Here is a 19,143-nt window from a genome sequence, read left to right on the forward strand (position 1 = left end):
CAAGCCTCCTACGCAAGGCCAAGTCTTTTGAGCACAGGAAGTGGGTCTGAGAGATTATCCTTGAGTTTCACATCGTTAGCGCTATAACCAAAAGCCAAACCAAGCAGTTGAGTGAAGTATGCAGCAGGCACATCTACATCGGGAACTCCCTTCATCATAAGCCTGTGTCTGTACATCTCAAGGGAAGCATGGCATAGCGGGCATTCCGTTGCTATTATGTCCGCTCCGTTTCTTTTGGCTGTCTGGAGGATCATCATTACGAACTTTTCAGACACCATCTCATCAGACAGTGAGTGGGGTCCTCCGCAACATTGGGTGTGCATAGGCTCAAACTCCACATTGGTAGCTCCTGCTGCCTCCAGCAGAGCGTTCATATAATAGGGGTGTTCGTCATCATCTGCGGTGTCTCTCTTTCTTGGCCTTGCTTCTTCATCTTGACCTCCTGCGTGTGCGTATGTCCTTGCGTAGAAGTGAGGTCTTGTGTAAAGACATCCGTAGTAATTGGCAACTTTGAGTCCTCTTAGAGGTCTTTTGGTCTTTTCCTTTACCTTTTGAGGTCCTGCCTCGTGATAAAACCATTCGAGTATGTGGTAAGTGTGTGGTATCTTATCAAGAGGGTCTACGCCACCCTCTCTGAGAAGTGCGTTTACCTTTTCGTAAACGCTTCTGTCCGTTTCTAAGAAGTACTCTGCTCTTTGAAGTGAGAAAGAACAGCCGTTGCAAGGTGCCACTATAACTTCGTGTCCCTGTCTTCTTGCCAAAGACATGTTCCTGGCATTTAGGAGCATGGTGCCCATAAAAGTCACATTTTTAGACTCCATGGCACCACAGCAGTTGTAATCTTCAAGATAGTCAAGCTCTAAACCGAGCTCTTTGGCAACGATCCTCGTTGAGACATCATACGCTCTTGAGGCACCTTCTAAAGAACATCCTGGGTAATAAGCTACTCTTTTACCTATTACACCCATTTTTAACCTCCTTAGTGCGCTAATGCGCCTTCTTCTTCCATAACTTTTCTAAGCACCTGCTTAAACTTGTTCCAGTTTTTGGTTCTTGGGTGGAAAAGCATATGCTTAGCATTGAGTATGAGAAAGTCTATATTCATGGATTTTATGGGTTTTATGGTCAGCTGTTTGAGCCACTCGGGGGTCTCTCCTATGAAAGGTATAGGTTTTTTGAGAATAGGGTCTTTCACCACCTTGTAGCCTTGCTTTTCTATCCATCCAAAAAGAAGCTCTCCATCCTCTATCCTTCCGTATTCAAGCACTTGCTCCGTAAAGAACTTGTCAAACTTTTTGGAAGGATACTCTTCAATGAGCCCTTTCTTTGCCATGGTTCTGAGAATCACCTTTAGAACCTCTTCCACTAGCACACCTTTAGGGCATCTGTGAGTGCATTTATGGCAAGATACGCACCTCCACATTACATCCGCTCTTTTTTGTAGCTCGTCTATTAGACCTAATCTTGCAAGGTATATAAAATGCCTGGGGTTGTAGCGCTCATCCCAGTAGTTATGAACAGGACACGATGCAGTGCAGTAAGAACACTGATAACACTGATTTATGGTTTTTCCATCTGGAGAATTTACTATTTCCTGAGCAAAGTCAAGGTCATAGTCGTTTATGACCCTTGGTAGGATTATAAGGTTCCAGTCCCCAGAAACGTCTACACCTTCAACTACAAGTCTTTCCTTTCTCAAAATCCTCTCTGGCTCTACCAAACTCCTTTCGTGTATAGCCATGTTTTATACCTCCAAAAGGTCTTCTTTTCTTATTATTCCTAATAGCCTCCTTGCCATGACCCCCGCAGGAGGGAAAAAGCCTTTGGCACTGTGCATGGTAGAAAGGGTCATATAATCCACATAAGTTGCGTATATCATGGCAAGGAATATGTCCACAAAAAGGTATCCTCTTACCTTTATACCAAAATCCGTTAATTTTTCCTGTATTTGTTTGTATATACTTTCAAACTCTTCGTAAGTCTCTCCGTACATATTCCTCTTGGGTGGCTCTTCCTTTAAGAAAACTACCGCACCGCTTTCACTTTCTGGATCCCATATCCAACCTGTCCAAAGCACGTACTCTTCAGGAAAGGTAAAGTGTAAAAGCTCCGATGCTATATCCCTTGCGGATTTTTTATCAACACCTCTTACCTCTTTTACGAACTTTTCCACTCTCTCTTCCCACGAGTTTGCCTTTCCATACAGAAGATCGCTTATAGCTTTCTTTAACCTATCTACACCTGTTTCCTCTATAATCTTTTTCCTCTTCCTTCTGCTTGCAAAGATCTTTTCAAGGATAGTATCAAGCTCCTCTTCAGTCAAAGAGGCAAGCCTTTCTTTGCTCAAAAGTTGTTGAAAGAGAAGGGACTTGGCGAGGAGATCCCTATAGAGATCTTGCACAAAGTCCTCGCCTTCACCCAGTATCTTTATCAGGTAGTCCCTAACTAAAAAGTCATCTAAAGTGGTCCCTTTAAACTTTTTCTCCATCATACACTAACCTTAGCACCAATAAATGCTGCCGCTTCTGCCGCTGCAGCTTCACCTTCAGACAGAGAGGATTCTATGTCTATGGGTCCTTTGCATGCACCTGCTATAAATACGCCGGGTTTGTTGGATATTATATTAGAACCAGATTCTTCGGAAGGTATGAGGAACTGGCTATCTGGGTCTTGAGCAAGACCAAGTATTTTTGCCACTTTCTTTGTACCTTCGGAAGGTTCCATACCCAAGACTAAAACCACTAGATCCATGGGTACTTCTGCAGGTCTTTGAACTATGGTGTCTTCGTGTTTTACCCTGAGTCTTCCGTCAGCAGGGCTATAAGTTATCTCCGCTATCCTACCTCTTACATACCTTACACCGTACTTTTCCTGAGGTGCCCAGTAGAAAGGATACTCCCAAGTGCCGTAAGTTCTCACATCCATATAGTAGCAAAAGACATCAACATCCGGATAGTGTTCTCTTATTTCAGAGCCTTGCAGACCGGATAAGGCACATCCGTATCTACAGCAGTGTACATTTGTAACGCCAAGCTGTCTATCCCTTGAGCCTACACAGAAAACAAAAGCGACCCTTTTGGGTAGCTGTCCGTTGGAGGGTCTGTAGAGCTTACCTTCTCTTGAGAACATCTGTTCCAATTCAAGGTTTGTGATAACATCTGGATAAAGGCCGTATCCGAGTTCTCCCTTTCTTCTGGCATCAAAGTGTTGAAAACCGGTAGCTACTATTATAGAAGCCACTTCGTGAGTTTCACCGTTGGAAAGTCTTACCTTGAAGTTTCCAGGTTCTCCTTCGCAAGCTTCAAGTTCCGTCTTGAGCTTTACCTCTACATTGGGGTTTTCTTCTACCTCTTTGATGTAAGGTCCCAACACTTGAGACGGCTTTAGCTTCCTTGGTATGAGTGTGTGATAGTCCTCAAGTATGGGCCTACCACCGAGCTTCTCTTCCTTTTCAATAAGGAGGGTAGGCACGCCGAGCCTACCCAGCACCCTCGCTGCACCAAGACCAGCTGGTCCACCACCGACCACTAAAACCTTCTTAGCCATGAAAAACCTCCTCTATTAAGACTTGAATAGTGGCACTGCAGCGGTTGCGGAAGCTTTTGGCTTTCCAGTAGATGTTCTGCTGTAAGGCTCGTAAAGGTCGTATGTCTTGAAGAACTCCATGAGCTCGTCGTACTTTCCTGCCTTTTCAAGCTCCGCTATGTACTTAACAGTGTCTTCCCACTCTTTCTTGAGCTCTCTCCAGTTGGTTATACCCATCTTTTCAAGAAGGGGCTCGTAAGCAGAACAGTTCCAGTAGAGCTGAACCACCTTAAAGGGATGAGCACCACACGCAAGAGCTGCAAACATCACATCAGACATAACAGCTACAGGATAGTACATACCGTGAGCTTTTCCTATCCACTGGTTCTTTTCAAAGGTTGTGGTGCATCCCGTGTCGTGCGTAATGAGCACGTCAGCTTTGACCTCTTCGTATATAACCTTGAGTTTCCTCTGTATGGCAAAGGACCTGGTAAACTCTCTTTCCGTGAGTATATGCCTGAAGCCAAAACCACAGCAGTCGTACCATGTGGAGTAATCTACTACCTGTGCACCAAGAGCTTGCATGACCGCAGTAGATGCTGCAGGTCTTTGACCGTTGAATACCTCAGGATCATAAGGATAGTCGTCAGCTATCATCTTATATGTGTGGCACGCGTTGTGTATGGCAACCCTCACATTGGATACATCTATACCCTTGGGCTTACCTTCTTTTTGGTAAAGTTCTGCTATCTTATACCTCATAGCGTGGACCCACTCAGAGTAATGGACCACTTCTTGAGGGATGACTATCCTTCCATCCTCTGTGAGTCTTCCCAGCTTTTTGAGTATGGGTTTTACCGCATCTCTGAGCTCTTTGTTCATGATGAGCTGTTCCCTGGTTTCCTTGTAAGAACCAAAGGATGTTCCGCAGTGTATGAGAGGATAATAACCCGTCTTCCAAGCTTGGTGCATGTTCCTGAGCCACACCGCTGCGAGAGCTACAGGATTTGATGTTCCAGAACCATGGTAGTTCCACGCAGTGCAAGATGTTTGGTGAGGTTCGTTGAGGTAATCAAGTCCAAACTTATTCATAAACCAAAATACAGATGCGGGATATCCTGGTATATTTCCACACTGACCACAGGATTTGTGATGCCACAGCTTGTTGGTGGGTATAACCTTTATTCTTCCCGTCCTTGTGTAAACATACACTGGCTGGTGCTCTTCAGTGATCCTGTGTATGAGTATTTCACCCTTCGCCTCGAGCTCCTCCATCATCTCAAATATGTGATCGTAGTGAGCGTTATACTCCTTGAGAGGGAAGGGTGGCTTCTCAGGATACATAAGTATGCTTCCTTCTTTATGATGTCCGTGTGCCATGATAAACACCTCCTTAAGTTTTTTGGGCTTTAAACCCCTTCATAAGCTTATTCCTCTTCGTACATCTCTTGATAACGCTCTTCGTTCTCTTCCACTATATCCATTATCACGTTGTAAAGGTTAGGATCAAGCTTTTCAAGCATCTCAAAGATACCGGTTTCTCTCCATATGGTGTACATCTCTATAGCTGTCTCCAAAGATACTTCCCAAGCGGTTTTGACAGACTTTCCTACATCAAAAGGTATTGCCATTCTCTTGGCTCTTAAGTTCTCCATGTTATCTGCCATCTTGGGACCCCAGTCTGGGAAGAAGTCGGGCTGTAGCATGTCTGCTGATAGCTGGTTTCCTGTGGTCATCACCTTGAGAAGAACTCTTCCGTAAGGCTTAAGAAGATCCTTTGTAGCTTCAAAAGCATTACGCACAGCCACTTCTCTCATTATGGCAACAAGTCCACCTGGGTTGTTGACAAAGGGACAGCGTATCCAACAGGTAAAGCATTGAGAACACGCCCATATGTACTCGTGCATCATGTCATACAGAACTTCTACATCTTCTTCAAGGAACCTTTGGACTATTTCTCTAGGAGAATAATCAAAGAATCTATTTGATGGACAGGATGCGGTACAAACTCCACAGTTAAGGCAACCAAACAGGTACTCTTTAAAACGAAAGTCTGACTTTACTTCCTCAATGATCCTTACCTTTTCTTCCCACGGAACGCTTTTAGTTTTTTCCGATATGGGAAGGTTGTATCCATAAATATGTCCATCCATAGCCTATACCTCCTTAGGCAGTTCTACATAAAAAAATGTAGGGTATTGGTACCTCAAGTCAATTAAGTTTTGCTTATGAGCATATAAGTATATGCTTATAAATTTGCTTATAAATTTCCCATAAAAACAAGTAGGGTTAAAGCGTGATAACCGCATACTCACCGCTCATCAATTTATCAAGAAAGGCAGCACCACCTATGATCCCATCACACAGCTCTGGGTTCACGTCTTCCTTTTTGTATATTTCCGTCAAGTCAAGAGAAGGCACACACAGATATATCTTTACACCAGCTTCTTTCGCCATTTTTATAAAGTCATAAACGGTTTGTTCTACGCCTGGCCTTACTTTCACCTTTTTGGCGTTATCTCTCATAAGCAAGAAACCTGCTTCCGAAGTTATTACCATTTCCACCTCATAGTCCATGGTAGTTGCTGCGGTAGCAAGGAAAAAGGGAGCACCAGCTTGAGGGTTTATGAGTTCTCCCGTTGCAGGCTCAGCCCTCTCAAAGAAAGGTACAGTTAAAATGTAGAAGATGAGCTTTTCATAACCTTGTGCAGCCATCTTTATCTCCTCCTTATACGAAGATAATCATAGGTTTGTCTGCTTCTAACACATAGTTCATAAAAGTTGCTGCTCCTGCAGGAGGTTCAAGACCTTCTATGAGGTCTTCGTACTTGTATCCGAAGAGCTCCATAGTCATTTGACAGGGAATAAGCTTTACATCAGCTTCTTTACACGCTTCTATAAGCTCGGGAATACTTGCAACTCCATGCTCTTTTATGGTTTTTTTCATCATAAAGGTCATGAGGTCTGTCATTCCCGGTATTATGCCCATGATCTGAGGAGGTCCGGGAAAGATGGAAGATATGGTGTTAGTTATGGCATTCTGCATAGATGGTGGAAAAGCCATAGGCATAGCTGGATTTCCTATGGGTGCAATTTTTAGTTCATTCATCTTTTTTTTGTGTATTATGTTTAATCCGTAAAAGGTAAAAAAGATGGCGGTTTCTATACCCAAAGAGGCTGCAGTTGAAGCAAGAATCAAGGGTGGATATGCCATATCAAGAGTTCCTTTTGTAGCTATTATGGCGAGCCTTTCAGTAGCCATCTTGTTCCCTCCTTATTTCTTCCTAAGGTAAAAGATGATCTTACCTCCCTCCTCAACAGTTTCCAAAAGCTCATGACCCGTTCTGCTACAAAAGGCAGGTATGTCTGCCTTGGCACCGGGGTCTGTGGTTATGACTTCAAGGATCTGGCCAGACTGAAGTTCTTCAAGAGCTTTTTTAGTCTTAAGGACGGGAAGTGGACAGTTAAGACCTGAAGCGTCAAGCACCTTGTCTGGTGTTATTGTAGCCATGATAAACACCTCCTAAGTTCTTAATAACAGTATTATAATATAGTAAACCTCTCTGTCAAAGAACACAATAGTTTTTTTTAAAGTAAGTATAAGATAAGCTTATAGTGTTTGAATTCTCTCAAGCACTTTTTTATAACCTTCTGTTAGGTCTCCTAAATCAAACCTGAATCTGTCCTTGTCAAGCTTCTCTCCAGTTTTTAAGTCCCAAAGCCTGCATGTGTCTGGAGATATCTCGTCTACTATACCTATGTTTCCATCAGGCAATTCTCCAAACTCAAGTTTAAAGTCTACAAGCAAAAGCCCATGCTCTTTGAAAAATTCCACAAGTATCTGATTAGTCTTTAAAGCCATGCCCTTTAGGATGCTTATCTGTTCCTCCTTTAAAAGACCAAGAAGGATAATATGTTCGTAGCAAAGGAGGGGATCGTGAAGCTCGTCCCTCTTATAAAAGAACTCCACAAGAGGTTTGCTAAGGACTTTTCCCTCTTCTATACCCAATCTTTTGCAAAGACTCCCTGCAGAAAGATTTCTGACAACTACTTCTACATCAAACCTCCTTGCCCTCCACACGAGCATCTCCCTCTGGGAAAGCTTCCGGATAAAGTGCGTCCTTATACCCTTCTTTTCAAGAAGTTCAAAGATAAGGCTGGATATAGTGTTGTTGAGCTCTCCCTTCCCAGCTATTTCTGCTTTTTTAGTAGCATCAAAGGCGGTGGCGGTATCCTTAAAGTAAAGAATGTACTTATCTGGATCTTGGTGTTTATAAACTATCTTGGCTTTACCTTCATAAACTTTTTCCATAAGTAAAATTATATGCGAGGGGAAGCCCCCGCAGAGAAACTTAGAACTTCCAGTTTAAGCCAACAGATACTGCATCCTGTGCATTTTTACCCTGTACTATAAAACCAAAACCAGCGTTGTCTGTTGCGCTAACACTCTTTTCAAAGGCATGCTTGTAAGCGAGGTCCACACTAAAGGTATTTGTAAACTCATAACCCAAACCTAAGGTTATGTGCTGTTCGGTAATGGCTGGAAAACCAACAAGGTTAAAGTAAGCAATGTTGAAATCGCTGAAAGGTGCAGAGAAGTTGGGTATGTTGTTGGCGTTCATAAGGTTTTTAGCACCACCTCTTATAGGGGACTTACCGTAGTTATAGCCTGCCCTTAGAGCAAGCTTGGGAATGGGTCTGTACTCACCACCTATGGCTATGACCCACTGGTCTTTCCACTGAAAGTTCTTGTAGCCTTTTGCATTCTTCCAGTTTATCCAGCGTATGTCCATGCCTACCTTAAGGTTTTGCATGGGTTTTATACCTACACCAAAGGCAAACTCCTGTGGTTGTGTTAGCTTTAGGTCTTCAAATCTTCCATCACCGTTGGTGTCAAAAACCCTCTTGTACTTCATCTCTACTGGGCTTTGATATGTCAGACCTGCAAACACAAAGTCTCCCATGTTGTAGGCAAGACCTATCTGAGCACCTATACCGTAAGTCTGTGATTGTCCACCTCCCGCGTTCCAACAAGTTGTGGTAAAAGGTTGGCACATGTTTGCTCCCATGTCAAGAGAGCCATAAGCTAAGTGTATAGCACCTGACACGGAAATAGCGTCGTTTATCTTGTAGGCAAGGGCTGGTATAACTCTCATAAACTGCAGTGTAGTGTGCATATTGGCAAGTCTGGGGTCCTTGTTTCTGTAATCTACACCCATACCAGATACACCGAAAGCTCCTATACCAAAGGTAAGTTTGTCATTAATTTGATGAACTATACCCACCTCTGGTACAACAAAGACCTTTGCATCACTTGTAGCTTCTGCAGGTGGATTCATTGGACCCATAGGAGTCACATTGGTTTTTGCTTTGACATGAGGCATAAAGAGTATTCCACCAAAGCTAAGATTAAAGCCTTTATAGTAGCTCATCCATGCTGGGTTTCTAAAGATGCTGTCTGTGGGTCCTACAGGCATACCCACACCTATACCGCCCATACCCCTTGAGGCAGGCGAAACTCCTATAAGGTTATCTCCGTTAGTGGCAAAGGACAAACCCGTGAAACCCATAAGTGCGCCCAAAAGTAGAGCCTTTCTCATCTTACTACCTCCCTTTTAGAGTCTTACCCTTTTATTATAAGTGCAAAAAATGTGAAGATTATTCAAACTGCTTATAATTTTTTAAGAGAGCTTTATACAAGCTGTTCTATAAGCATAACTTTTTTTTCCAAACACTCTATTAGTTTTTGTAAGTTTTCCCTTTTTATAAAGTAGACCCTTCCACCTATAGGTGTGTTTTCTTCTTTCATGGGCTTTATCCTTATGTAGCCAAGATCCTTGCTTGCTATGTATCCTGTTGTGTACTCTGGGTCATCACTCCAGCATACTTCTGCTATAACTCCGCAGTGTATGTTTTTGGTAGCTATGGCTAAGGCATCTATAAGCCTCTCAAGATAGAACTTTTTTATGCCTCTCTCCTTTAAAGCTTCTTTTACTGCGCTACGGTTTCTCCAATCTATCCTTGATGTCCTTATACCTCTTTCTTGGTCTGGCTCTAACCTTTCTCCGCTTTCTACATCCATCAAAACTGCACCCCTCATGTTTCCTCCCTTAGGATTTGGTCCTTCCGTTAAAAGCTTTAGAGCTTTTCGTACCAAATCTTCACTTATTCCTATCTCCTTGAGTTTTTTTACTACAAAGTTATGGGCTTGTTCTACACTCTCAAAGTCATAGCTTTTTATAGGAAGGGAGTACGGTATGGTTTCTATGTTATCAACTCTTTCAACTGTTATGACTATCTTGTCGTACCTTTTGGGTCTTTTTAGAAGTTCTGCAACAACCCTTTCAAGCTCGTAGTGTGGTATTACCCTTTCTGCACCAGATACATGCTTTCCGTCAAGTTCCGCTCTCATCCTAACACTACGCATGATTAAAAATTATATGCCTTAGTATGTCCTCACAGGCGCTTGGATTGGCAAACTCCTTTATCTTTTTTGAAAAGTCTTCTATGTTAGCAAGAATGTGTTCAAGAGCCTTAATGATCCTTTCAAGGTTAGCGTATTCCTGTCTTAGGACTATACCTCCTCCCATCTGCTCTATCTCCTTAGCGTTGTAAAATTGGTGGTCTTTTGCGGAAAAAGGAAAAGGCACAAAAACAGCAGGTATGCCAAATATGGAAAGCTCTGTTATGGTACTTGCTCCTGCTCTTGAGATGGCCACATCGCATGCAGTATATATATACTCCATCTTGTCGCTGAAGTCAAAGACCTTGACGGGTAGTTTTTTATCTCTGTAAAAATCCGATACGAACTCTTTATCTTTTTCTCCTGTTAAGTGAATACCCTGAAGGTGAAGGTGAGAAAACACATCAAGAGCTAAGCGGTTAAGGAATTCAGCTCCCTGACTTCCTCCTATTATCAGAAGCACTGGCTTTGTAGGATCAAAACCAAAAGACTCTTTTACTTGCTTTTTGTCAAGATGACTTCTTAGTAATCTCTTTCTTACGGGAATACCTGTCTTTACCACCTTTTCTTTGGGAAAAAAGCGCCTTGAGTGTTCAAAGGTGATAAACACCTTAGTGGCAAACCTGCTAAGAAGCGTGTTGGTAGTGCTGGGAACAGAGTTCTGCTCGTGTAGGTAAAGAGGCTTTCTTTTTACGATTAGTGCCATACCTAAGGGTAGGCTTGCATAACCGCCAAAAACTATGCCACCTTGCGCGGTTTTTATGTATCTTGTTAGCTTCAAACTTTCAAACAGGGAGTACACTATAGCTTTTATCTTATCTTTTACGCTTCTTCCTACAAAAGGGTAAGATTCTACAAAAGTTGCCTTGCAAGGTATTGAGCTCTTGAGCCTATTCTCTATACCTCTTTTAGAACCCACAAACTCAACATCTAAACCCTTCTCCAACATACACTCTATCAGAGCCAGCGCAGGGAAAAAGTGTCCTCCAGTACCTCCCCCTGATACATAAAACTTCATGCTATCTTCTGAAGGAGCCTTTCTATTCTCTTTAGGACTCTATCCTTTGGTAGTACATCGCACATTATGTCCACACCTACACCCTGCAACTGTCCTGTGAGGGCTATTCTTAGTAAGTGCCACACATCCTTTGCCTTCACATTCAATTCTTTTTGGACTTCTTTGGCTATCTCCTTTATGCTTTGAGCATTTAGTTCTCTCTCTTTTATCTTTTTCAACAGCAGGGAAAGTATATCATACGCCTTTGCGTTCTCAAGTTCGTTCCAAAGCTCCTCTGAGAGTTCAAACTCATCCACAAAGAAAGGCCTGAGCCTCTCAACCGCTTCTTTTAGTGTTTCAAAAGAGTCTCTGGTTTTTTCAAGCACCTTCCTTAGGTAATTTCTGTCTTCTACTTGGTAGCCTGCAGATTCAAGAAAAGGAATGATCCTATCTATGAGAGTTTCTATGTCCAAAACCTGCCTTATATAAACACCGTTCATCCACTTTAGCTTTTCTTTGCTAAAAACAGCGGGGGAAGTATTTACATCTTTGATGTCAAAGAGTTCTATGAGCTCCTGCTTTGTGTATATCTCCCTGCCCTCCTGTGGAGGAGACCAACCCAAAAGGCAGAGGTAATTGAGCATGGCTTCAGGAAGATAGCCATCCTCTCTGTAGTTTTTTACCGATACCGCACCGTGCCTTTTGGAGAGCTTGCTTCTGTCCTCACCAAGGATCACAGGAAGGTGGGCAAACTGCGGTAAAGAAAAACCTAAGGCTCTGTATATGAGGATCTGTTTGGGTGTGTTGGGTATGTGGTCCTCTCCCCTAATGACATGTGTTATACCCATAAGAGCGTCGTCTATGACCACCACAAAGTTGTAGGTGGGTGTTCCATCACTTCTTACTATCACAAAGTCTCCAAAATCATCTGTGTTTATGGATATGTGTCCTCTGATGATGTCCTCAAAGACTACATCCTGACTGTGAGGCACTTTAAAGCGTATGGTGTAGGGCTTTCCAATGCTTTTTAGATACTCTACCTCTTCTTGTGATAAAACCCTGCACTTTCCCGAATACCTGTATGCCACTCCCTTTTCTACTGCCCTTTGCCTTTCTTCTTCTAATTCCTCGGGAGAGCAAAAGCACGGGTAGGCATGACCCAACTCTATGAGCTTTTGAGCGTACTGTCTGTATATGTCAAACCTTTCTGACTGCCTGTAAAACTCATCCCACTCTAAGCCTAACCAGAGGAGGTCTTCAATGAGCGTTTCTTCAAATTCCTTTGTTGACCTTTCCAAATCCGTGTCTTCTATCCTAAGGATGAACTTACCATTATGGTGGCGTGCAAAGAGATAGCTGAAAATAGCGGTCCTTGCATTACCAAGGTGCAGGTATCCAGTGGGACTTGGAGCAAATCTTGTTATCACCATGCTTTTATTATAAGGCATCCATGAGCTTCATCTTTTCCTCTTCTATGGCTTTTCCCAACTGTCTTCCACTTAAACCTTTGAACTTCTCCAAATCAACTTTTACAGATCGCAGTTTTTCAAGGTATACCCTTACTTTTTCCTTTATGTCTTCTTCCGTCATCAAAATAAGCAGGAAAGGTAGGGGTTTATTCTTTAGCAGAAGGTATATTTCTGAGTTTTTCTGTGCACTCAAGAGCTTTTTTGTGAGTTCCTTTTTGTTCTTCTTTATGTCCTCGTAAGTTTCTCTTACCCAAGCAGGAGCACTTATGTCCACCAAAAAATCCATACCTTTTTCACTCTCTTCAAGCAGGACAAGAAGATAAACCCACCCGTAATCTATCTTTTCTTTGGGAAACTCTATTCTGTGCCATGCTATTACATCTCTTAGGCTGAGAAGTTTTTTTTCAAGCTGAGGTGACCACCTTATTCCTACAAGAACATGCTCCAACACGCCGTACTTTTTGTAAAGCTCAAGTATCTCAAAGATTCTTTCCTCTCTGAGAGCTAAGCGTAGTTCGTTCATAAGCCTACCTTTGGGAGCTTTTGCTATAAGCCCTGCTGATACTGCGTTTATGAGGAGTTTTTCCGTGCTTTTTGATAGCTTAAATCCCAATCTGCCGGCAAAACGCAAGGCTCTTAGAATCCTCACTGGGTCTTCTACAAAGCTCAGAGGGTGGAGCACCCTTATGAGTTTGTCCTTGAGGTCTCTGAGCCCACCAAAGTAATCTATCAAAGTGCCAAAGCAGTCGGGATTTACACAAACTGCCATGGCGTTTATGGTAAAATCCCTACGCAGAAGATCTTCTTTGAGTCCTGCGTATTCCACAAGGGGGTATGCACCAGGGTGAGGGTATGTTTCCCTTCTGGTGGTGGCAAATTCCAGTTTTAGACCATTGACCTTTATGTGAGCGGTGCGGAACTCTTCAAAAGGATGGTAGTCTACTCCGTGTTTTTCTGCGAGTCTTTGTGCCACCTTTATAGCGTCTCCTTCAATTACAAAGTCTATGTCCCAAACTTCTTTTTTTAGGAGTATGTCCCTCACTACACCTCCCACCAGATAAGCCCTAAAACCAAGCTCCTGCGCTATTGTGCCCACCTGTTTAGCTGTTTCTTCCACATGTGTGGGTAGTTTTATTACCTTTTCGTGAGCCTTAATCTCTGCAGTTTGCTCTCTAATACTGTAAAGAAGGTCAAGCCTTGTGATCACACCTACTAAGTTAGAGTTTTCCACTACCGGTATGAGTTTTTCCCCATAATGGGATAGGATCTCTTCTGCCTTCCATATAAAGTCTTCTGGTGAAAGCTGATGAAAATCCACAACCATAAAGTCCTTAACGCGCCCATAAGGATAGTGCTTTGCTACTTTTAGAAGGTTCTTTTTGTAAACTATACCTACTAATTTGCCACTATCATCCACCACAGGTGCGCCAGCAAAGTTCCTTTGGGAAAGTTCCAGCAAGGCATTTGAGACTGGAGTGTCCTGATGGAGCACAAAGGGTGGAGATGTCATCACATCCTTTACCCTCAGAGGAGGATTTTTCCCTTCAAGTAAGGATGTAAGCACAGATTTTACCCTTTCTGCGTCAACCCCTTCTAACTTTACAGCGCTCGCAAAGGAATGCCCCCCACCACCCAATCTTTCAAGAACACTCTCCACATCAAACTCTCCCTTTATACTCCTCCCAAACACATATGTTTTGTAGCCTGCAGATACTATAACAAAAAGAGCATCTGCAGACTTTACTTCCCTGAGTTCATAAAGGATGTTAAGCACATCTGGTTGGTAATCCTCAGACTTTAAAACCACTATGAGAACTCTCTTTCCGTTTAAAAACAAAGATTCCATGGAATGTAAGTGTTTAGAAAGGGTATCTATCTGCTCTTTGCTCCAAGTATCCAAAAGGTACTTGCGTATGAGCCTAAGGTTTGCGCCCTTTTCAAGAAGCCAAGCTATAGCCCTTGCATCCCTTGAAGTGGTCCCCTCATAGCTCAAAAAACCTGTGTCTTCGTATATACCAAAGCTCAAAAGGGTTGCGGACTCAGCAGTTATATCCACGTTCCTTGACATTAGTTCTTCAACCACTAAGGTGGTAGCACTTCCTACTTGCTCCACTTTTCCCTCACAACATTCAAGCTTTGTAGGATGGTGGTCATACACTATCACACTCCTGACCCTCCCCTTTAGCTTTTCAAGGTATTCCTTATAGTTAGAAGTGTCCACGAGTATTAGGTCAAACTCTGGTGGAAGTTCCTCTATGATCCTGAAAAAATCCTTAAAGTCCCTGAAAACCTCACCTGCTTTTTTGGAAAGCTGTTTGGGTCTTAAAAGTTTGCTATCAGGGTAAAGAAGTTGCACCCCATAGGCACATGACAGAGCATCAAGGTCCGCACCCTCTTCTAAAACTATCACTTTTTCCATGGTATAATCTTAAATATGAAATTTTCAGTAGACAGGGAGGAGTTTCTTTCTGCACTTTCTAAGGCAAAGTCCGCAACAGAGAAAAAGTCCGCCCTTCCTGTGCTCAACAACTTCCTCTTGCAAGCTCAAGAAGACACCATTACCATTAAAGCAACAGACCTTGAGAACTTCCTCAGCTTTACCGTAAAAGCTGATGTATCACAGGAGGGTTCTATTGCTGTCAATGCGGATAAACTAACCAGTGTTGTGAAGGCTCTGAGTTCTGCTTTTGTGCACGGAGAACTCAAGGAGGGAAAGCTGTCCATAACAGGTGGTAGAAGCACCTTCCGTCTTACCGCTCTTGAGCCAGAGGACTTCCCTGAGTTTCCTCAGGTGGTGGTTTCCGCACAACTGTCCGCCCGTGAGCTGGCTAAAGCTATAGATAAGACGGAGTATGCCATATCAAAGGAAGACACCAGGTACGCTCTTCAAGGTATGTACATACACGAACACAAAGGGAAAACTCACTTTGTAGGCTCTGATGGACACAGGCTAGCGCTGTATTTTAGCTCTGCAAGCTTTCCCCTTGAACTTTTGCTTCCCAGAAAAAGCCTTAAGGTGATAGAAGGGCTTTTAAAAGGTAGTATAGGTGAGGTGCTTGCAGGCAAAGATGAGTCTTTTGCCCACCTAAAAGGTGAAGAATGGGAGCTTTCTGTTAGGCTCTTGGAAGGAGATTATCCAGATTATCTGAGCGTTATACCTCAAAGTTTTAGTGCTGAGATCTTAGTTGATAAAGATGAGTTCTTGGGGTGTCTCAAGCGCCTTTCTGCCATAGCGGAGAGCTCTGCCTTTCCTGTAAAGTTGAGCTTTCAAGACCACCTTGCCATCCTTGAGATATCCGAACCTGAATATGGGGAAGGAAGGGACGAGATGGAGGTAGATTATACCGGAGAGCCTATAGAACTTGGTTTCAACGGGAAGTATCTTGTAGAAGCGTTAGAAAGTTTTGATGTAAAAAAAGTCTGGGTAAAGATAGTTGACCCAGATACCGCTGTAGTAATAGAGAGTGAGGACAAAGAGAAAGATCCTTACCTCTGCCTTGTGATGCCTATGAGGATCTAAAAGGGTATCTAAGTACGGGGTTTCTGTTGGCTTCTGCTTCCTTTATCCTTCTGACCGGTGTTTTTTCTGGTGCCGATTTTATCTTCTGAGGATTTTCTTTTGCGCACTTGATGATCTCCTCTAAAGCCTTTGCGAAAGCTTCAAGTGTATCTATGCTTTCTGTCTCTGTAGGCTCTATCATAAGAGCTTCCTTAACTATTAGAGGGAAATAAACAGTAGGAGCGTAAAAACCATAGTCCAAAAGAGCCTTGGCTACATCTATAGCTCTCACATCGTATTTAGCAAGATTACTGGCAGAAAGAACAAACTCGTGCATACAGGGCACATGCTTGTATGGATCTACGAGCTGATCCTTCAAAAGATGTCTGAGATATCTTGCATTTAAAACTGCGTACTTGGCAACATTACTTATTTCCTGACCGTATATAAGTATGTAAGCAAGGGCTCTTAACATAACTCCAAAATGTCCAAAGTATGCAAGCACTTTCCCTACACTTTTTGGATTTTCCCAGTTTAAAAAATACCTCTCGCCATCAAACTCCACCTGAGGCACAGGTAAATAGGGCTTTAGCTTTTCAGAAACACCAAGAGCGCCTCCACCAGGACCACCACCGCCATGGGGGGTACCAAAGGTCTTATGAAGGTTAAAATGCATCACATCTACACCCCATAAACCCGGCTTGGCAATACCTACAAGAGCGTTAAAGTTGGCACCGTCCATGTAAAGAAGGGCACCCTTTTCGTGCAGAGCATCCGCCATGTCTTTTATCTTTCTTTCAAAGATACCCAGGGTGTTGGGATTTGTTATCATAAGCCCTGCGGTATCCTCGTCCAGTTTTTCAGAAAAGTCTTTCCAATCAAGCTCACCGTTGGCATCGCTTTTTACCGTGATCACCTCAAAACCGCATATGACAGCAGATGCTGGGTTAGTCCCGTGCGCAGAGTCAGGTATGAGTATTTTTCTTTTGTGTTCTTTGCCTCTATCTCTGTGGTAAGCCCTTATTAGAAGAAGACCCAAAAGCTCACCTTGAGCACCAGCAGCAGGCTGAAGACAAACCTCAGAAAAACCTCCAAGCTCTTTGAGAAGTTCTTTTAGTTTGTAAATGATCTCAAGGCTACCTTGAGCGAACTCTTCTGGTGTCATGGGATGAATGCTCGCGAACTCCTCCCACCTGGAGAGCTCCTCACATATTTTGGGATTGTACTTCATACTACAAGAGCCAAGGGGATAAAAGTTAGTATCTACAGAATAGTTAAGTTTGGAAAGGTTAGTGTAGTGTCTTATTACATCAAGCTCAGAAACTTGGGGAAAGTTAAGCTCCTGCCTAAAGTAATCTCCTAAGTAATCTTCTAAGTTTATCTCAGGCACATCTAAAACAGGTAAAGAATAACCCTTCCTTCCTTTCCTTGAAAGTTCAAAGATCAACTTCATAGTTCAGCTCTTCTTGTTGGGGAGGGTGACGGGACTCGAACCCGCGACCCGTGGATCCACAGTCCACTGCTCTACCAACTGAGCTACACCCTCCTACTATCTTAATTATAAGTCCTAAGGGTTAAAAGGGGAGGAGAACCTCCCCAAAGAAAATAAGGGAAGTTTACTTTATGGATTCCCTAAGGTCCTTGGCAGGCCTGAAGGTTACCACCTTTCTGGCTGGTATGTTGATGACTGCGCCAGTTCTGGGATTCCTCCCCTTCCTTGCTGCCCTTTTCCTTACAGTAAATATACCAAAGCCGGGTATGGCGACCCTTTCCCCCTTCTTTAGGGACCCTGCTATGGCAGATATGGCAGCTTTTAGAGCGGCATCTGCCTGCTTCTTGGTTATGCCCGCTCCCTTTGCAACTGCAGAAACAAGCTCAGCCTTTGTCATGGCAATCCCTCCTTACAAAAGTTTTACTCGGACTATAATAATACATCAAGCTTTAGCACTATGCAAGAGAAAATTAGAAAAAACGGAAACTTTAAGGTAGCATCTTACAATGTAAACTCAATAAACACAAGAAAAGAGCTTGTCCTGTCTTGGTTAGAAAGGGATCCCGTGGATATCCTTTGCCTCCAGGAACTCAAAGTGCCGGACGAAAACTTTCCTACAGAAGACTTTCTAAAGCTCGGGTATAAGTGCTACACTTATGGACAAAAAACTTACAACGGAGTGGCTATATGCTCTAAGCTTGAACTACAAGAGGTTTTCAAAGGTATGGGGGATCCCCTCTACGATGAGGAAAAGCGGGTAATAGGTGGAAGGCTAAAGGACTTGTGGATTATAAACGTTTATTTCCCTCACGGAGAAGCCCGTGGAGGCAAAAAGTTTTATTGGAAACTGAACTTTTACGAAAGGTTCTTAAGGTTTTTACAAGAGCGCTTCAGCCCAGATGATAAGATAATACTTGTGGGTGATATGAATGTAGCTCTTGAAGATATAGATGTTTACGACCCTGTGCTTTTAAAGGACACTATAGGAACTATGGAAGAGGAGAGACAAGCTCTGAGAAAAGTTCTATCATGGGGTTTTATAGATGCTTTTAGATACCTTTATCCCCAAAAGAGACAGTTTACTTGGTGGGATTACATAGGAGGCATGATCTGGAAAGACCAAGGTATGCGCATTGACTACATCTTGATAACAAAACCCTTATTACCACACCTGAGAGATGTTTATGTGGATATGTGGCCAAGAAAAAGAAGAGTTCCAAAACCATCAGACCATGCGCCTGTGATCGGGGTGTTTGAGATATGAAGGCTTTTTTTCTGGCTTTGCTGGCAAGCTTGGTATGGGGTTTAGCGCCTTCCTTTTTTAAGTTAGTGATCAAAGAGGGTATTCCACCCTCTGTTATCTTAATATTTCACAACCTCTCCGCTTTTATTACAGCAGTTCTCATTACCGCTATACTTGGTGAATCCCTATGGGTAAATCCTAAGTACTTAATGTTTGCCTTTATTGGAGGCTTTCTTTCGGGTTTTTTAGGTCTTTACCTTTTCTTCTTAGCTTTGCGTCATGGTGATGTTTCTATTGTTTCACCAGTAGCTTCCATATCACCTCTTTGGAGCGCTATGTTTGCCTATGTGTTTCTTGGAGAATCTCTAAGTTGGCAAAAAGTCGCTGGTATAGTGCTCATAATAGCAGGTGTTTCCTTACTGTCCTTATCTTTCCAAAAGTGATAAAATATACCT

The 19,143-nt window shown here is 42.9% G+C and carries 20 protein-coding genes and 1 tRNA gene; 3 read left to right on the plus strand and 18 right to left on the minus strand.

The window, feature by feature from the left end; translation table 11 throughout:
• Nucleotides 1-8: 8 nt before the first annotated feature.
• The 15 genes from CP948_RS03620 to CP948_RS03690 form a co-directional block, all read right to left on the minus strand.
• The gene (locus CP948_RS03620) at nucleotides 9-968 is read right to left on the minus strand and encodes a CoB--CoM heterodisulfide reductase iron-sulfur subunit B family protein (protein WP_096601187.1); all 960 of its coding nucleotides are present in this window, start codon (nucleotides 966-968) and stop codon (nucleotides 9-11) included.
• Between the two features lie 11 nt (nucleotides 969-979).
• Nucleotides 980-1,741: a 4Fe-4S dicluster domain-containing protein gene (locus CP948_RS03625; protein WP_096601189.1), complete on the minus strand. Its 762-nt coding sequence runs from the start codon at nucleotides 1,739-1,741 to the stop codon at nucleotides 980-982.
• Nucleotides 1,742-1,744: 3 nt separating this feature from the next.
• Nucleotides 1,745-2,491, minus strand: coding sequence for a hypothetical protein (locus CP948_RS03630; protein ID WP_096601191.1), 747 nt, complete (start codon nucleotides 2,489-2,491; stop codon nucleotides 1,745-1,747).
• Nucleotides 2,488-3,546: an FAD-dependent oxidoreductase gene (locus CP948_RS03635; RefSeq protein WP_096601193.1), complete on the minus strand. Its 1,059-nt coding sequence runs from the start codon at nucleotides 3,544-3,546 to the stop codon at nucleotides 2,488-2,490. The genes CP948_RS03630 and CP948_RS03635 overlap by 4 nt, the downstream gene beginning before the upstream one ends.
• A gap of 15 nt (nucleotides 3,547-3,561) precedes the next feature.
• Complete coding sequence (locus CP948_RS03640) at nucleotides 3,562-4,905, minus strand: heterodisulfide reductase-related iron-sulfur binding cluster (RefSeq protein WP_096601195.1); 1,344 nt, start codon at nucleotides 4,903-4,905, stop codon at nucleotides 3,562-3,564.
• A gap of 47 nt (nucleotides 4,906-4,952) precedes the next feature.
• Entirely contained in the window at nucleotides 4,953-5,678 is a 726-nt protein-coding gene (locus CP948_RS03645; protein ID WP_096601197.1) for a 4Fe-4S dicluster domain-containing protein, read from the minus strand.
• A 136-nt stretch (nucleotides 5,679-5,814) separates the two neighbouring features.
• A complete protein-coding gene (locus CP948_RS03650) occupies nucleotides 5,815-6,240 on the minus strand; it encodes a DsrE family protein (RefSeq protein WP_096601199.1) in 426 nt (141 codons plus the stop codon).
• A gap of 13 nt (nucleotides 6,241-6,253) precedes the next feature.
• Nucleotides 6,254-6,787, minus strand: a complete 534-nt coding sequence (locus tag CP948_RS03655; RefSeq protein WP_096601201.1) for a DsrE/DsrF/DrsH-like family protein — start codon at nucleotides 6,785-6,787, stop codon at nucleotides 6,254-6,256.
• Nucleotides 6,788-6,799: 12 nt separating this feature from the next.
• On the minus strand, nucleotides 6,800-7,036 hold the full coding sequence (locus CP948_RS03660; RefSeq protein ID WP_096601203.1) for a sulfurtransferase TusA family protein: 237 nt from the start codon (nucleotides 7,034-7,036) through the stop codon (nucleotides 6,800-6,802).
• Between the two features lie 99 nt (nucleotides 7,037-7,135).
• The gene (gene purC / locus CP948_RS03665) at nucleotides 7,136-7,837 is read right to left on the minus strand and encodes a phosphoribosylaminoimidazolesuccinocarboxamide synthase (RefSeq protein WP_096601205.1); all 702 of its coding nucleotides are present in this window, start codon (nucleotides 7,835-7,837) and stop codon (nucleotides 7,136-7,138) included.
• Nucleotides 7,838-7,877: 40 nt separating this feature from the next.
• Nucleotides 7,878-9,125: an OmpP1/FadL family transporter gene (locus tag CP948_RS03670; protein WP_096601207.1), complete on the minus strand. Its 1,248-nt coding sequence runs from the start codon at nucleotides 9,123-9,125 to the stop codon at nucleotides 7,878-7,880.
• Nucleotides 9,126-9,217: 92 nt separating this feature from the next.
• Entirely contained in the window at nucleotides 9,218-9,952 is a 735-nt protein-coding gene (locus tag CP948_RS03675) for a 6-carboxyhexanoate--CoA ligase (protein ID WP_096601209.1), read from the minus strand.
• Nucleotides 9,945-11,006 (minus strand): undecaprenyldiphospho-muramoylpentapeptide beta-N-acetylglucosaminyltransferase, encoded by a 1,062-nt coding sequence (gene murG, locus CP948_RS03680; RefSeq protein ID WP_096601211.1) that lies wholly within the window; start codon nucleotides 11,004-11,006, stop codon nucleotides 9,945-9,947. The genes CP948_RS03675 and murG overlap by 8 nt, the downstream gene beginning before the upstream one ends.
• Entirely contained in the window at nucleotides 11,003-12,415 is a 1,413-nt protein-coding gene (gltX, locus tag CP948_RS03685) for a glutamate--tRNA ligase (RefSeq protein WP_096601295.1), read from the minus strand. Before gltX ends, murG begins: the two co-directional genes overlap by 4 nt.
• A gap of 7 nt (nucleotides 12,416-12,422) precedes the next feature.
• Nucleotides 12,423-14,873 carry a CBS domain-containing protein gene (locus CP948_RS03690; RefSeq protein WP_096601213.1) on the minus strand — a complete coding sequence of 817 codons (2,451 nt, stop codon included), beginning with the start codon at nucleotides 14,871-14,873 and terminating at the stop codon, nucleotides 12,423-12,425.
• Nucleotides 14,874-14,888: 15 nt separating this feature from the next.
• On the opposite strand from CP948_RS03690, the gene dnaN reads away from it, so the two are divergent.
• Nucleotides 14,889-15,974 carry a DNA polymerase III subunit beta gene (dnaN, locus tag CP948_RS03695; protein ID WP_096601215.1) on the plus strand — a complete coding sequence of 362 codons (1,086 nt, stop codon included), beginning with the start codon at nucleotides 14,889-14,891 and terminating at the stop codon, nucleotides 15,972-15,974.
• Here dnaN and gcvPB read toward each other — a convergent pair.
• The 3 genes from gcvPB to CP948_RS03710 all read right to left on the minus strand — a co-directional run bounded on the left by gcvPB (nucleotide 15,961) and on the right by CP948_RS03710 (nucleotide 17,842).
• On the minus strand, nucleotides 15,961-17,406 hold the full coding sequence (gene gcvPB, locus CP948_RS03700) for an aminomethyl-transferring glycine dehydrogenase subunit GcvPB (protein ID WP_096601217.1): 1,446 nt from the start codon (nucleotides 17,404-17,406) through the stop codon (nucleotides 15,961-15,963). The genes dnaN and gcvPB overlap by 14 nt on opposite strands.
• A gap of 17 nt (nucleotides 17,407-17,423) precedes the next feature.
• Nucleotides 17,424-17,499: transfer RNA gene (locus tag CP948_RS03705), tRNA-His, on the minus strand.
• 70 nt (nucleotides 17,500-17,569) lie between these two features.
• Nucleotides 17,570-17,842, minus strand: a complete 273-nt coding sequence (locus tag CP948_RS03710; RefSeq protein ID WP_096601219.1) for an HU family DNA-binding protein — start codon at nucleotides 17,840-17,842, stop codon at nucleotides 17,570-17,572.
• Between the two features lie 60 nt (nucleotides 17,843-17,902).
• Here CP948_RS03710 and xth point away from each other — a divergent pair, with 60 nt between their 5' ends.
• Nucleotides 17,903-18,709, plus strand: a complete 807-nt coding sequence (gene xth, locus CP948_RS03715) for an exodeoxyribonuclease III (RefSeq protein ID WP_096601221.1) — start codon at nucleotides 17,903-17,905, stop codon at nucleotides 18,707-18,709.
• The gene (locus CP948_RS03720) at nucleotides 18,706-19,131 is read left to right on the plus strand and encodes an EamA family transporter (protein ID WP_096601223.1); all 426 of its coding nucleotides are present in this window, start codon (nucleotides 18,706-18,708) and stop codon (nucleotides 19,129-19,131) included. Before xth ends, CP948_RS03720 begins: the two co-directional genes overlap by 4 nt.
• Nucleotides 19,132-19,143 lie beyond the last annotated feature (12 nt).

The organism is Hydrogenobacter hydrogenophilus, assembly GCF_900215655.1.
GTDB lineage: Bacteria > Aquificota > Aquificia > Aquificales > Aquificaceae > Hydrogenobacter > Hydrogenobacter hydrogenophilus.

Bases quoted from the DNA above. Each gene is read 5' to 3' on its own strand.
- CP948_RS03625 (WP_096601189.1), bottom strand. From the start codon at position 1,741: ATGGCTATACACGAAAGGAGTTTGGTAGAGCCAGAGAGGATTTTGAGA.
- dnaN (WP_096601215.1), top strand. From the start codon at position 14,889: ATGAAATTTTCAGTAGACAGGGAGGAGTTTCTTTCTGCACTTTCTAAG.
- CP948_RS03645 (WP_096601197.1), bottom strand. From the start codon at position 5,678: ATGGATGGACATATTTATGGATACAACCTTCCCATATCGGAAAAAACT.
- CP948_RS03635 (WP_096601193.1), bottom strand. From the start codon at position 3,546: ATGGCTAAGAAGGTTTTAGTGGTCGGTGGTGGACCAGCTGGTCTTGGT.
- CP948_RS03620 (WP_096601187.1), bottom strand. From the start codon at position 968: ATGGGTGTAATAGGTAAAAGAGTAGCTTATTACCCAGGATGTTCTTTA.
- CP948_RS03720 (WP_096601223.1), top strand. From the start codon at position 18,706: ATGAAGGCTTTTTTTCTGGCTTTGCTGGCAAGCTTGGTATGGGGTTTA.
- murG (WP_096601211.1), bottom strand. From the start codon at position 11,006: ATGAAGTTTTATGTATCAGGGGGAGGTACTGGAGGACACTTTTTCCCT.
- CP948_RS03675 (WP_096601209.1), bottom strand. From the start codon at position 9,952: ATGCGTAGTGTTAGGATGAGAGCGGAACTTGACGGAAAGCATGTATCT.
- CP948_RS03655 (WP_096601201.1), bottom strand. From the start codon at position 6,787: ATGGCTACTGAAAGGCTCGCCATAATAGCTACAAAAGGAACTCTTGAT.
- CP948_RS03640 (WP_096601195.1), bottom strand. From the start codon at position 4,905: ATGGCACACGGACATCATAAAGAAGGAAGCATACTTATGTATCCTGAG.
- CP948_RS03710 (WP_096601219.1), bottom strand. From the start codon at position 17,842: ATGACAAAGGCTGAGCTTGTTTCTGCAGTTGCAAAGGGAGCGGGCATA.
- CP948_RS03670 (WP_096601207.1), bottom strand. From the start codon at position 9,125: ATGAGAAAGGCTCTACTTTTGGGCGCACTTATGGGTTTCACGGGTTTG.
- CP948_RS03690 (WP_096601213.1), bottom strand. From the start codon at position 14,873: ATGGAAAAAGTGATAGTTTTAGAAGAGGGTGCGGACCTTGATGCTCTG.
- CP948_RS03650 (WP_096601199.1), bottom strand. From the start codon at position 6,240: ATGGCTGCACAAGGTTATGAAAAGCTCATCTTCTACATTTTAACTGTA.
- CP948_RS03660 (WP_096601203.1), bottom strand. From the start codon at position 7,036: ATGGCTACAATAACACCAGACAAGGTGCTTGACGCTTCAGGTCTTAAC.
- xth (WP_096601221.1), top strand. From the start codon at position 17,903: ATGCAAGAGAAAATTAGAAAAAACGGAAACTTTAAGGTAGCATCTTAC.
- CP948_RS03630 (WP_096601191.1), bottom strand. From the start codon at position 2,491: ATGATGGAGAAAAAGTTTAAAGGGACCACTTTAGATGACTTTTTAGTT.
- purC (WP_096601205.1), bottom strand. From the start codon at position 7,837: ATGGAAAAAGTTTATGAAGGTAAAGCCAAGATAGTTTATAAACACCAA.
- gcvPB (WP_096601217.1), bottom strand. From the start codon at position 17,406: ATGAAGTTGATCTTTGAACTTTCAAGGAAAGGAAGGAAGGGTTATTCT.
- gltX (WP_096601295.1), bottom strand. From the start codon at position 12,415: ATGGTGATAACAAGATTTGCTCCAAGTCCCACTGGATACCTGCACCTT.